Origin of the sequence: Streptomyces sp. NPDC002896 (assembly GCF_040295225.1) — a bacterium.
Classification (GTDB): Bacteria; Actinomycetota; Actinomycetes; order Streptomycetales; family Streptomycetaceae; genus Streptomyces.
This window is the reverse complement of sequence record NZ_JBEOVA010000027.1, coordinates 46,541-58,733: the sequence shown is the minus strand read 5'-3', so window position 1 is coordinate 58,733 and position 12,193 is coordinate 46,541. Positions and strand designations below refer to the sequence as shown.

Genomic DNA, 12,193 nt, shown 5'->3' with positions numbered 1-12,193 from the left:
CGCGCTCACCTCGCCGGTCGAGGGGACGGTAGAGACGCATGAGCACACCTAGCACCGGGCAGCCCGCCGCGCCCGTGCCACTGACCCGCAGCAGCCCGCCCGCCGACCACGGGGGGTACGCGGGGCAGGTCCGCCATGAGGACGACGGGGGGAGCGGCGGCGACGCGAGCATCGCCCATGCCCTCGCGGCGCTGGGCGGCGACGGGGCGTTCCGGCCCCCGATGCAACGCAGCGGCAGCCCTTTCACTTCCACTTCCGCTTCGACTTCCGCCGTCGGGGGTGGCAGCAGCCCTCAGTCCGAGGTCCCCGGATCGTTCCGGGCCCACGCTCCAGGCTCGGCCGAGGCCCACGCTCCCGGCCCGGCGGAGGCCCAGGCCCAGGTCCGCACTTCGCACGAGCTGACCATGCTTCGGCTGCCAGAGCTGCGCGCCCTGCGCCGTGACGCACAGCGGCACGAGGCCGACCTCAGCTATGTGCGGAGGCTGCTGCAGGGACGGATCGACATCCTGCGGGCGGAGCTGGCGCGCCGTGGGGGATCTGCCCGTGGTGCCGGTGCCGGTGCCGCGGGTGCGGGCGGCGGCTCATCGGCCGGTACCAGTGATGCCGGACGGCCAGGCGGCCCAGCGGGCACACCCGCGCCGGACCCTTTGGCCTCGTCCTCCATCGTCGACCGGCTCGCGGAGATCCTCACCGACCAGCCCGCCCGCAACCGCTCCTCCGCCCGGCATGTGACACTCGGCACGCCCCACAGCGAGGAGTACCGGCAGCTCGCCGCCGACATGCTCGCCGAGGTCGCGCTCTCGGACCTGGAAGCCCGCACCGACCTGGAACTGCACACCGCCATGAGCCGCCTGGTGCAGTACGAGCAGGAGGTCTCCCGGCGCCGCCGGCAGTTCCAGCGTACGACCGACGATTGCAGTGCCGAGATCGCCCGCAGGTACCGTGAGGGCGAAGCACAAGTAGACGACCTGCTCGCGTGAACGTGAGGCCGCCGGAGATCCCGGCGGCCTCGGCCGGGGCGGGTCGGTCCAGCCCTGGAAGGCCGTACCCCATGTCCTCCTCGCCTGCCGCCGGCACGTCGTCCGCGCCCGCCATACCCCCGGTCCTCGCCGAAGTCGTACGGTCCGGCTTCGTCGAGGGCCACCATCGGGGCAGTCTCGTGCTGCTGGCGGCGGACGGCAGCGTGGAGCTGGCGCTGGGCGATGTGACGGCGCCCGTCTTCCCGCGCTCCTCGAACAAGCCGATGCAAGCCGCGGCCGTACTGCGGGCCGGGCTCGACCTGTCGGGGGAGCGGTTGGCGCTGGCCGCCGCGAGCCACTCCGGCGAGGAGTTCCACCGCGACCTCGTACAGAAGATGCTGGCCGAGTACGGGCTGACGGCCGGGCAGCTGCAGTGTCCCGCCGATCTGCCGCTGGATCCGGCGGAGGCCGAGACGTATCTGGCCGCGGGCCTCGTCCGGGACCCGGTCACGATGAACTGCTCCGGCAAGCACACGGCGATGCTGGCGGCGTGCGGGCTGAACGAGTGGTCCGCGGACGCGTATCTGGACCCCGATCATCCGCTGCAGCGGCTCGTGCTGTCGGTCGTGGAGGAGGCGGCCGGGGAGTCCGTCGCCGCGGTCGGTACGGACGGGTGCGGGGCGCCGCTGATGGCGATCAGCCTCGCCGGTCTGGCGCGCGCCTTCCGCCACTTCGTGCTGGCGCCCGAAGGGTCCGCCGAGCGGCGGGTCGCGGACGCGATGCGGGCCCACCCCGAGTACGTGGCCGGTACGCGCCGGCCCGACACCTGGCTGATGCGTGAGGTGCCCGGGGCCCTGTCGAAGATGGGCGCCGAGGCCGTCCAGGCCGTCGCCCTGCCGGACGGCCGCGCGCTGGCGTTCAAGGTCGAGGACGGCGCGACGCGAGCCCTGGGGCCGGTACTGGCGCGGGCCCTGACCCTGGCGGGCGTGGACGCCCCGGTACTCGACCGCATCGGCCACGCGCCGCTGTGGGGCGGGGGGCGCGAGGTGGGGGCGGTGCGCGCGGCGTTCTGAGCGCCTAGCCTGCGGCTGGTCGTCGGTTCGCCCATTGTCGGTGGGCGGGTTGTGGCGGCACGGACCGTTCCCGTTGTGGGCAGGCGTTCCGCAGGGCTGGGGGCACCTCCCAGCGGTAGCTGGGGGAGGGTGGGCACAACCCACGACGGCGGGTGCCGTCAAACGTAGGGGCGCCCAAATTGGGGCGACAGCCACGGTGGCCAACCGTAGCGTGGCGGCATGAGCCGCCCCGCAGACGTAGTGGTCCGCCCCGTAACCGAAGACGACATCCCCGACTGGATCCGCGCCCTCAACACCGGCTTCCTGCGCCCCCCGGCCGTAAGCGACAGGGAAATCGAGGACCGCAACTCCTACTTCATCCCGTCCCGCACCCAGGGCGCCTTCGACGCCGGCCGCTGCGTGGCCACCTTCCGCTCGTTCCCCCAGCAGCTCACCGCGGTAGGCGGCGCCACAGTCCAGGCCGACGCCATATCGAACGTCACCGTCACCCCCACCCACCGCCGCCGCGGCCTGCTCAGCCGCATGATGGCCGCGGACCTGGCGGCCGCGAAGGAGCGCGGCGACACCGTCGCCACGCTGATCGCCGCCGAGTACCCCATCTACGGCCGCTACGGCTTCGGCCCCGCCACCTCCACAGCCCAGTGGACCGTCGACGTACCGCGCACGGGACTCGACCCCCGCTGGTCGGGCCCGGACGACGGCGGCCGTATCGACCTCGTGGACGGCGAGGACGTACGCAAACTGGGACCCGACCTCCACGAGCGCTTCCGCCGCGCACAGCCGGGCGCGATCGACCGCGACGAGCGCTGGTGGAAGGCCAACACGGGCGCCGTCGTCCTGGACCGCGTCTCGTGGACGGAGCCGTTCCACGCCCTGTACCGCTCGGCGGCCGGCGAGGTGGAGGGCCTGCTCACGTACCGGGCCGACGACCACTGGGGCGACGCCAAGCAGCCGCTGAACACGGCCAAGGTGCGCGACCTGATCGCGGTGACGCCGGCGGCCGAACGCGCCCTATGGCAGTACGTCTGCTCGGTCGACTGGATCACCACGGTCAAGAGCGGCTACCGCGCCCCGGACGATCTGCTGCCCCACGTCCTGCCCGACCCGCGGGCCGCCGCGATCACCACGCAGGCGGACTGGCTGTGGGTGCGGATCCTGGACGTCGTACGGGCCCTGGAAGCGCGTACGTACGCGTCGTCGGCGAGCCTCGTACTGGAGATCGCCGACGACGGTGGTTTCGTGGGCGGGCGCTACCGGCTGGATGCGTCACCCGACGGGGCCGTGTGCACGCCGACCACGCAGAGCGCCGGACTCGCCATGGGAGTGGCGGAGTTGGCTGCCCTCTGGCTGGGGGACGAGTCGGCGGTGCGGCTGGCGGCCCTGGGCCGGGTGACGGAGGTAGCGGCGGGCGCCGCCGCCGTCGCCGACGCCCTGTTCCGTACGTCCAGGCGGCCGTGGTGCCCGGACATCTTCTGACCGCTCCTCTTTTCACGTTGACCCGCACACCGTGGCGTGGGTGTAGGTGGTGTGCGGGGGCTGAGGCGTGACCGGGCTCCCGGCTCCCCTCCGGAAGGGAGCCCGGTCAGCCGTACTGGGGCCCGGTCAGCCGGACTGGGCGAGCAGCATCACGAGGATCACGGCGCCGATGCTGCTGAACATGGTGTTCTTGGCCTTCAGGCCGATGGTCAGTACGACGAAGGCGATGATGCCCATCGGCCCGTACTTCCACTGGATGAGCTGCTCGAACCCGATGGCGAGGGCGGCTACGACGATGGCGACGAGTGGCATGACGGTCCCTCCTTGGGGATGGGGAGGCGGACCCCGCTAAGCCGATTGCCAACCCTGCGAAAGCTTGACCATGTTGCTCAAGTTGGCGACCAACTCACTCGTACTTATCTCCGCGATGGCGCGGCTCATAACCACCTTCTCAGTAACTCCCCAAAGATGGCGAGAAGTTGTAGTGTTTGGTTGTGAACCCGGAGCATGCCGCCGTCGACGGGCGGAAGAGGGCAGAGCGGCCGTCACCCAGGTCGTACCGCGAGGTGGCCGACGAACTGCGCGCCCGGATCAGGACCGGGCGGCTGCGGCCGGGGCAGCGCATGCCCACGCAGGCCGAGCTGGCCGTGGAATTCGGCGTGGAGCGCGGCACCGTACGCCAGGCCCTGCGCATCCTGCAGTCCGAACATCTGCTCACCAATGTGACCAAGGGCAGCCCGGCCACTGTCGCCGAGCACATAGAACACGCCTTCACCGGCCCGGAAGCGCCGCTGCAGTCGACCATGGTGGGGCTCGCCCCGCGGATAGCCGCCGCCTTCACGGCTCCGCACGTGGAGATCGACGCCCTGTGCCTGACGGCCGTGTCGCTCACGCTCGCCATCGGCGAACCGCTCCGCCAGATCCACGAGGGCCGAATGAAACCGGCCAAGGTGGATGTGCGGGTGCTGCTGCCGAGCCAGGACATCCGGCTGGCCTTCCCTGCGCCGGTGCACGCGACCGCCGACAGCCGGCTGCACCGCCGGTGGCTGTCCCAGCGCAACGCCCAGGGCCAGGTGCTGCGGCACAACCTCATGGCGCTGCGCTCGACGCACGGCATCGACGTCAGCGTCTCGTTCCGAGCGTTGCCCTTCACCCCGCCGGTGAAGCTGTACCTGCTGAACAACACCGAGGCGCTGTTCGCGTACTACACCCTCAGCAGGCGGGGCGTGGAGATCGACCACGAGTACCTGGAGACGTACGACGCGCAGGGGATCCAGTCCATGCTCTTCCCTTTTGAGCAGGGGGCCGGGCTGCGGGCCACGACGTTCGTGGAGCAGTCCCATGTGTGGTTCAACTCGTTATGGAACACGATCAGTTCTGCTCTGGTGCTGACCGCCTGAGCCGCGCTCATGGTGTCTGAGGCTCATGGTTGACTCGAGCCCCACGGTGCCCTGAGCCCGGCTCGGGCGTTTGGGTACTCAGAGGGCGGGACCGGCGACCATCAGGGCGAGGACGACGGCCCCGATGGAGCTGCAGACCGGGTTCCTGGCCTTGACACCGATGGTCAGAAGAAGCAGTCCGACGATGCCCATCGGGCCGTACGTCCACTGGACGAGCTGCTCGAAGCCGATGACGAAGACGGCGGAGATGAGGGCGATGGCGGGCATGGTGGTTCCTCCTTCGGGGTGGGAGGAGCGGATGGCTGTAAACTTCCACCCGGTTGGCCAAGTTGGCAACCAACTCCAATGAAGTTATCCCCAGTTGGTCGCAAGGAATAAACAACTCACAAACAACTCCCATCAGATGGCATGGAGTTGTAGCGTTTGGTTGTGACCCAGGAGAACGTCGCAGTGAACGGCAGTAGAAAGCTCACGCCCAAGGACATCGCCGACGCGCTGCGGGAACGCATCCGCACCGGAGCCCTCAAAGCCGGAGACCGCCTGCCCACCCAGGCGGACCTCGCGCTGGAGTTCGGCGTGGAGCGCGGAACCGTGCGTCAGGCCCTGAAGACCCTGCAGGACGACGGCCTGCTTGCCAACATCAGCAAGGGCAGCCCGCCGCGCATCGCGGCGCCGGCGCCGACGCGCCAGGGACCGCAGCCCACCATGGTGGCGCTCGCCCCGCGCCTGACAGCTGCCTTCGCCGCACCCAAGGTGCGCATAGACGTCGTCTCCCTCACGGCCGAGACCCTGATGCTGGCGCTGGGCGAGCCGGTCCGTCTCATTCACGAGGGCCGTATCCACCCCGAGTCCATCGACGTCCGCATCCTGCTGCCGAGCCGGGACATCGATCTGGCCTTCCCGGTCTCGGTCGAGGACCAGGGCGACGAAGACCCCGTGCACGAGCGCTGGCTGTCGCAGCGCAACGCCCAGGGCCATGTGCTCCGCCACAACCTGCTCGCGCTGCGCTCCTCGCACGGCATCGACGTCCACGTCACATTCCGGGCGCTGCCCTTCACGCCGCCCGTCAAGCTGTACCTGCTCAACGGCACCGAGGCCCTGCTGTCGTACTACATGGTCACCAGGCGCGAGGAGGAGGTGGAGAGCGGAACGCTGGACATGTACGACGCCCTGGGCACCGAATCGCTGCTCTTCTCCTTCGAGAAGCGAGCCGGCAGCCGGGACACGGCGTTCGTGGACGAGTCGCAGAAGTGGTTCAACGCCCTCTGGGAAACCATCACCACGGACCTGACACTCTCCTAGTGACATCTGATACGACGCAGACTGAACTGGTGGCACAAGAGACCGAGAACCTGCGCGAATTGATCGGGCGCGCTCGCTATGTGCTCTTCGACTTCGACGGACCGATCTGCAGGTTGTTCGCGGGACACAGGGCGGAACTGATCGCGGAGGGCCAGGTGCGGTGGCTCGAGGAACGCGGACTGCACGGGCTGCTGACAGAGGTCGAGCGCCAGGTACCGGACCCGCACGAGGTGCTGCGCGCGGTCGACCGCAGACACGCCGGCAGCGACCTCGTCGCCGAGCTCGAAGAACGGCTGACCCAGCAGGAGCTGCGGGCGGTCGGCTCGGCCCGGCCCACACCGTACGCGGACCCGCTCATACGCACCTGGACCGCCGTCGGCTCGCGGCTCGCCATCACGACCAACAACTCACCGCGAGCGGTGCGCAGTTACCTCACCACGCGCGGCCTCGAAGAGTGCTTCCATCCCCACATCTACGGCCGCACCCAGGACCTGCACCTCCTCAAACCCCACCCGCACTGCCTCAACCGGGCCCTGAACGCCATGGGCGCGGACGCCGAGGCCGCCCTGATGATCGGCGACACCCCGTCGGACCACCAGGCCGCCAGGGAGGCAGGGGTCGCCTTCCTGGGCTACGCCCGCAACGCCCGCAAGGAGAAGCTCCTGCGAGCCTCCGGCGCGGAGCACGTCATCAACTCCCTGGAGTCCATCCTGAAGGTGCTCAGGAACTGAAGGTGTTCAGGAATCAGGCCTGAACCATCAGCAGAACGAACACCACGGCTCCGAGCGACACGCAGGTCGTGTTGCGCATCCGCATGCCCACGGCCAGCAGGCAGAGGCAGACCATGCCCATCGGGCCGTACTCCCACTGGACGAGCTGTTCGAAGCCGAGGACCAGGACGGTCGACAGCAGCTGGAAGAGAACCATGGACCCCACCCCTCTCCGCTTTCCGAGAAGCGATCAACCATCCGGCCAATTGGACTGGTTGACTTGGATTGGATTTCCCCTGCCTGCCTGATCCCTTAACCAACCGGCAAGTCCGATCTCGCATTTGACTGAAATCGGTTTGCTTGTCGGCTGGGAGAGGTACGGTCGCCGTGTGGGCGGCAACGGAGAAGGACGGGCAGGTGACGGCGGCGGCCGAGCGTTCTTCCATGTCTCGGAGACGCTGCGCTCCCGCCTGGCCGACGGCACCTACCGGGTGGGAGGCATGCTGCCGACGCAGCGCGAACTCGCCGCTGAGTTCCGTGTCTCACGGGACACCGTCCAGCGGGTGCTCCGGGAGCTGGCCAGCGAGGGCTGGATCGAGTCCCGGCAGGGCAGCGGGTCGCGGGTGCTCAAAACCCAGCGGATCCACTCCTCCGTAGCGACGGACGCGCGGAAGGGGCGTGTCACGCTGGGACCGCTCATCGGTGAAGCGTTCGAGCGCCCCGAAGTCGACCTGGATGTCTACACCCTGACGTCCGAGTCGCTCGACACGCACATCCGGGTGCAGGCCGAGCGCATTCGCGCCGGCTCCATCGCCCCGCAGCGCATCAAGCTCCGCATGCTGCTGCCGGACGAGTCGCTCCCGCTCCCGTATCCGCGAGCGATGGGCGACGCAGAGGAATCACTACTTCTGGCGAAACGCCTGCAGGCCATCACCCGGCGCCACACGGAGTCGCTAAGGGGTGTGCTGCGCGCTCTCCAGGCCGAGCGCTACGTACCGACCGCCGACATCGAGATCCGCCACGTGCCGCTGACCCCGGCCTTCAAGCTCTATCTGTTCAACGGCGTGGAGGCGCTGCACGGGCCGTACGAGGTGATCGAGCGCCGGATCATTCTGGACGACGGGCGAGAGGTCGACGCCCTCGATGTGCTCGGGCTCGGCGCCACGCTCATGCATCACGTCCGAGACGAGGACGGGAATTCCCAGGGGTCGGTTTTCGTCGGCAGCATGCAGTCCTGGTTCGACTCCGTATGGAGCCGATTGGCTCAATGACACGGAACCCGACCAAATCGTCGAACGCTCCGGCACCGCAGGGCGACGTATACCTCATTGAGACCAGAGAGCGCATCGGTCAAGTCGTGCGGACCGCGCGCCACCGCTAGGGTGTGCAAACACCCTGGGGTGCATTCTCTTGCACCCCCTCGCGCGATTATTCAGGAGCGGCCAGTGGGCGCACCTCCTGTTCCCAGTCCCTCGGTCATCTGGGGATGCGCCACCGACAATGCCTACGACGAGTTCGTGCGGCAGGCCAAGCAGGTCGGGACGATGAGTCGCGGGCATCACAACCGGAACTTCGTGCTGCCCCTGACGGAACGCATGGCGCGTCTGGTGGGCCGGGAAGCTGGCACCTCTGTGACGGTGCGGATCCGCAGGGCCGAGGCTCTGCCGGTGGTGGTCAGGACCTGGCAGCAGGAGTCGGACATTCTCGGCGCCATCAAGGGCGTACTTCCCCATGTGCCGGAATGCCTCGCCGAACGGCCGGGGTCCGCCGTCCACAGCTATGTGCAGGGAGTGCCGCTCTCCAGCATCTGCCAGAACGGCAAGCCGGTCGACCACCTGCTGATCAGGGCGCTCGCCGGGCTCCTGGCCCAGATGTCCCAGGTACGCCGGGAGGCTCTGCCGCGGTTGCCCGACTGCTGGCCGCGCAACGAGAGGGACAGCCAGGGATTCCTGCGTACCCTGGCCGTTCTGGTGGACCGGCAAGTCCGGCAGCCCAATTGGACTGTCTTCGGAGGGCTGTTCGCGGCTCTCGGGATCCCCGACGACGCCATGACCCGATTGGCGGAACGGGTGCCCGCCATGTCCCGTCGTCCCTACAGCCTGCTCCACACGGACCTGCACCGGGACAACGTGATCGTTTCCTACGGCGGGGATCCGCCGCTGATCTGCGTCGACTGGGAGCTCGCCACGTACGGCGATCCACTGCACGACCTCGCGACGCACCTGGTCCGGATGCAGTACCCGGCGTTCCAGTGGGGCGAGGTGATCGACGCATGGGCAGGTGCCATGGAAGGCACCAGACCGGCTGCGGTCAACGGGCTCACCAAGGATCTGCGCCACTACATCGCCTTCGAACGTGCCCAGTCCGTCTATCCCGACATCATGCGTGCCGCGAAGTCCCTCGAGGACTCGTGCGACCAGAAGAACCTGGACGTCGCCTCCGCGGCGGTGCGCCGGGCCCTCGAGGCCGCCGCCGAACCACTCGGGCTCAGGCAACTGCCCGAGGAGCCGGAGATCGAACGGGTCCTCACCCGCTGGCAGGCGGCGCGGCGGGAACGACGCGTCGGTGCACGGTCTGCCACGGGTATCGGCTGGGAGCCGGACAAGCGCGTCCCGGAACATCCTGACTTTCCTCACACCGCCGTCCTCGACGCGCTCATCGCCGAGGGCGCGGCTCCTGCGGACCGCGTGTTCAAGGGCACCGTGCACCTCAACTCGGTGGTCAGGGTGCCCGGTGTCGAATTCCCCGTCGTGGTACGCCGCAAGCTGGCGGCGGTCTGCCGTCGGGAGCGCAGCCGCAGTTTCCTCAGCGAGCACGCAGTCCTGCGTGCAATCGAGGACTCGGGGGTCGTGGTGAGGGCACCCAGGGTTCTGGCACTCGGGGCCAGCGACCCGAAGAGGGACAAGTTCGCCATCCACACCTATGTGGGGCCGCTCGGCAGTGACCGGCCGCCCAACCACCCCGTGCACGGCCTGCTGCCCCACGAAGCGGACGAACTCGTGGACCAGCTCCGCGAGCTGACCGGGGTCGAGTACTCCTCGCTCGACCCCGCGGCGCAATCACTGGATTTCTTCGGCTGGCTCACCCAGGAACTCGTGCGGCTCGTACAGGAGCTGCCCAAGGAGTCCCAGCAACTGGCCCGGGTCCTCGGGCTGCCCGACGGATACCGGCTGAGGGAGATTCTGGACCGGTACCACGTCACCGAACGTGCCTCGGCGCTCCTGCACGGCGATCTGAACCCGTGGAACCTCGTCCGCGGTGGAGGCCGAACCGGTCTCACCATGATCGACTGGGAGATGGCGATGATCGGCGACCCTTTGTACGACCTGGTCCGGCACATGCACCTCACCCCGACGCGGCCCGAGATCCGTCAGCGCATGTTCGACCGCTGGCAGAGCCGGCTCCCCGACGCCTACACCAAGGGCTGGCGCGAGGACTGGCCCGTCTACCGGCGGATCGAGATCATCCGCTCCGCCTATGTCGACCTGGACCGGCTCGTCACGGGCGCAAGCCTCGACGCCCCCAACGTCCGCCGGGCCGTGGACTCGTACGGGATGACCCTGGCGGCCGCCACGGCAGCGCTGGGGCTGCCGGTCAAGTCGACGGCGAACCCCTACCTCGCCCGTGCGCTCCCGCACGGAGACGACGGCAGGCCGAGGACTGTCGGGTTCCCTACGGGCGTATGACGCGCCGCGGTCGGCGCAGCACGGCCAACGCCACAGCGAAGGCCGCCACCAGGAGCCCCGTGCCGACGGCGAAGGCCAGATGGTAGCCGCCGGTCAGTGCCTCGGCCGGGGGCCGGCCCTGCGCGAGCAGGCTGTCGCTGCGGGAGGCGGCCAGGGTGGAGAGGACGGCGACCCCCATGGCCATGCCGATCTGCTGGGTCGTGTTGAACAGGCCGGAGGCGAGTCCGGCGTCGTCGTCCTTGGCGCCCGACATGCCCAGCGTGGTCAGTGCCGGGAGGGCGAGCCCGAAGCCGGCGGCGAGCAGCATCACGGGGAGCAGGTCGGTGAGGTAGTGCGCGTGGACGGGCACGCGCGTGAGCAGGCTGAGAACCCCGATCAGCAGCACGAGCCCCGCGAGCAGCACATTGCGCTCACCGAAACGGGCGTTCAGGCGAGCCGAGACCCCGAGTGACACCGCGCCGATGACCGCTGCCGCCGGGAGCATGGCCAGGCCGGTCCTGGCGGCCCCGTACCCGAGCACCTTCTGGAGGTAGAGGGCCACCAGGATCTGGAACGAGAAGAGCGCCGCCACCATGAGGACCTGGACCAGGTTCGCCCCCGAGACACTGCGGGACCGGAAGATCCGCAACGGCATGAGCGGGGTCCTGGCGGTCGCCTGGCGCACGACGAAGGCAGCGAGCAGTACGAGGGCGAGGGCGCCGAAGCCGAGCGTCGGTGCCGAAGTCCAGCCGTACTCCTCCACCTTGACGATCGTGTAGATCCCGAGCATCAGCCCGGCGGTGACGAGGAGCGCCCCGACGGCATCGGCGCCGGCCGTCAGGCCGAGCCCGCGGTCGGAGGGCAGGAAGGGCACGGCGACCGCGAGGGCCGCCAGCCCGATCGGCAGGTTGATGAAGAAGATCCAGTGCCAGTTGAGGGCGTCGGTGAGGACACCGCCGAGCACCTGGCCGACCGATGCGCCCGCCGCCCCGGTGAAGCTGAACACGGCGATCGCCCTGGCGCGCTCCCTGGGCTCGGTGAACAGCGTGACGAGGATGCCCAGGCTGACGGCGGAGGCCATCGCGCTGCCGATCCCCTGCAGGAACCGGGCGGCGATCAGTACGGCGGGGGACGTCGCCACGCCCGCGAGGAGCGATGCGCCGGTGAACACCGCGGTCCCGGCCAGGAACATGCGCTTGCGACCGATCAGATCGCCGAGCCGTCCGGCGAGCAGGAGCAGGCTGCCGAACGCGATCAGGTAGGCGTTGACGACCCAGCTTAGGCCGGCGGGGGAGAAGCCCAGGTCGTGCTGGATGGCGGGCATCGCCACGGTCACGATGCTGCCGTCGAGGACGATCATCAGCATTCCGGTCGCTATGACGCCGAGGGCGAGCCTCCGCGACCGGGTGGACGGGGCGGACGGGGCGGACGCGGTGGAACTGGGGGAACTCGCGGAACTCGCGGACGACTTGGGCCGGGACGACGTGGCGCGAGGAGTGCCGGGAGGAGGAGCGGAAGCGGCAGATGCTGCGGACATAGCGGTCTCTCCTGTCAGTTGAGCCGACTGGAGAGACCGTAGCAGATGGTTTTGTTGCAGACCATCTACTA

Annotated in this window: 12 protein-coding genes; 8 read left to right on the top strand and 4 right to left on the bottom strand. The window is 69.2% G+C overall.

Translation table 11 applies throughout. The features are described from left to right. The first annotated feature begins 221 nt into the window (after positions 1-221). The 3 genes from ABT009_RS35630 (at position 222) to ABT009_RS35620 (ending at position 3,508) form a co-directional block, all read left to right on the top strand. The gene (locus tag ABT009_RS35630; protein ID WP_502990029.1) at positions 222-980 is read left to right on the top strand and encodes an RsiG family protein; all 759 of its coding nucleotides are present in this window, start codon (positions 222-224) and stop codon (positions 978-980) included. Between the two features lie 71 nt (positions 981-1,051). After that, entirely contained in the window at positions 1,052-2,032 is a 981-nt protein-coding gene (locus tag ABT009_RS35625; RefSeq protein WP_351304722.1) for an asparaginase, read from the top strand. A gap of 219 nt (positions 2,033-2,251) precedes the next feature. Next, positions 2,252-3,508 (top strand): GNAT family N-acetyltransferase, encoded by a 1,257-nt coding sequence (locus ABT009_RS35620; protein WP_351304719.1) that lies wholly within the window; start codon positions 2,252-2,254, stop codon positions 3,506-3,508. A gap of 126 nt (positions 3,509-3,634) precedes the next feature. Here the strand turns inward: ABT009_RS35620 and ABT009_RS35615 are convergent, their stop codons facing one another. Next, entirely contained in the window at positions 3,635-3,820 is a 186-nt protein-coding gene (locus tag ABT009_RS35615; RefSeq protein ID WP_351304716.1) for a hypothetical protein, read from the bottom strand. 176 nt (positions 3,821-3,996) lie between these two features. Here ABT009_RS35615 and ABT009_RS35610 point away from each other — a divergent pair, with 176 nt between their 5' ends. Further along, positions 3,997-4,908 (top strand): GntR family transcriptional regulator, encoded by a 912-nt coding sequence (locus tag ABT009_RS35610; protein ID WP_351304713.1) that lies wholly within the window; start codon positions 3,997-3,999, stop codon positions 4,906-4,908. Positions 4,909-4,986: 78 nt separating this feature from the next. Here the strand turns inward: ABT009_RS35610 and ABT009_RS35605 are convergent, their stop codons facing one another. Further along, the gene (locus tag ABT009_RS35605; protein WP_351304710.1) at positions 4,987-5,175 is read right to left on the bottom strand and encodes a hypothetical protein; all 189 of its coding nucleotides are present in this window, start codon (positions 5,173-5,175) and stop codon (positions 4,987-4,989) included. Between the two features lie 156 nt (positions 5,176-5,331). On the opposite strand from ABT009_RS35605, the gene ABT009_RS35600 reads away from it, so the two are divergent. Beyond that, on the top strand, positions 5,332-6,210 hold the full coding sequence (locus ABT009_RS35600) for a GntR family transcriptional regulator (RefSeq protein ID WP_351304707.1): 879 nt from the start codon (positions 5,332-5,334) through the stop codon (positions 6,208-6,210). A gap of 29 nt (positions 6,211-6,239) precedes the next feature. Further along, complete coding sequence (locus ABT009_RS35595; RefSeq protein ID WP_351304704.1) at positions 6,240-6,941, top strand: HAD family hydrolase; 702 nt, start codon at positions 6,240-6,242, stop codon at positions 6,939-6,941. Positions 6,942-6,954: 13 nt separating this feature from the next. On the opposite strand, the gene ABT009_RS35590 is transcribed toward ABT009_RS35595, so the two are convergent. After that, the gene (locus tag ABT009_RS35590) at positions 6,955-7,137 is read right to left on the bottom strand and encodes a hypothetical protein (protein WP_351304701.1); all 183 of its coding nucleotides are present in this window, start codon (positions 7,135-7,137) and stop codon (positions 6,955-6,957) included. A 172-nt stretch (positions 7,138-7,309) separates the two neighbouring features. Here ABT009_RS35590 and ABT009_RS35585 point away from each other — a divergent pair, with 172 nt between their 5' ends. Further along, complete coding sequence (locus ABT009_RS35585) at positions 7,310-8,191, top strand: winged helix-turn-helix domain-containing protein (RefSeq protein ID WP_351304698.1); 882 nt, start codon at positions 7,310-7,312, stop codon at positions 8,189-8,191. A 174-nt stretch (positions 8,192-8,365) separates the two neighbouring features. Further along, positions 8,366-10,606 (top strand): phosphotransferase, encoded by a 2,241-nt coding sequence (locus ABT009_RS35580; RefSeq protein ID WP_502990028.1) that lies wholly within the window; start codon positions 8,366-8,368, stop codon positions 10,604-10,606. Here ABT009_RS35580 and ABT009_RS35575 read toward each other — a convergent pair. After that, on the bottom strand, positions 10,593-12,122 hold the full coding sequence (locus ABT009_RS35575; protein ID WP_502990027.1) for an MFS transporter: 1,530 nt from the start codon (positions 12,120-12,122) through the stop codon (positions 10,593-10,595). The two genes, ABT009_RS35580 and ABT009_RS35575, sit on opposite strands and share 14 nt — an antisense overlap. Positions 12,123-12,193: the final 71 nt, after the last annotated feature.

What these genes read in the sequence shown, in the direction of transcription:
- ABT009_RS35575 (WP_502990027.1), bottom strand. Translation starts at nt 12,122, where the DNA reads ATGTCCGCAGCATCTGCCGCTTCCGCTCCTCCTCCCGGCACTCCTCGC.
- ABT009_RS35615 (WP_351304716.1), bottom strand. Translation starts at nt 3,820, where the DNA reads ATGCCACTCGTCGCCATCGTCGTAGCCGCCCTCGCCATCGGGTTCGAG.
- ABT009_RS35630 (WP_502990029.1), top strand. Translation starts at nt 222, where the DNA reads ATGCAACGCAGCGGCAGCCCTTTCACTTCCACTTCCGCTTCGACTTCC.
- ABT009_RS35590 (WP_351304701.1), bottom strand. Translation starts at nt 7,137, where the DNA reads ATGGTTCTCTTCCAGCTGCTGTCGACCGTCCTGGTCCTCGGCTTCGAA.
- ABT009_RS35620 (WP_351304719.1), top strand. Translation starts at nt 2,252, where the DNA reads ATGAGCCGCCCCGCAGACGTAGTGGTCCGCCCCGTAACCGAAGACGAC.
- ABT009_RS35605 (WP_351304710.1), bottom strand. Translation starts at nt 5,175, where the DNA reads ATGCCCGCCATCGCCCTCATCTCCGCCGTCTTCGTCATCGGCTTCGAG.
- ABT009_RS35625 (WP_351304722.1), top strand. Translation starts at nt 1,052, where the DNA reads ATGTCCTCCTCGCCTGCCGCCGGCACGTCGTCCGCGCCCGCCATACCC.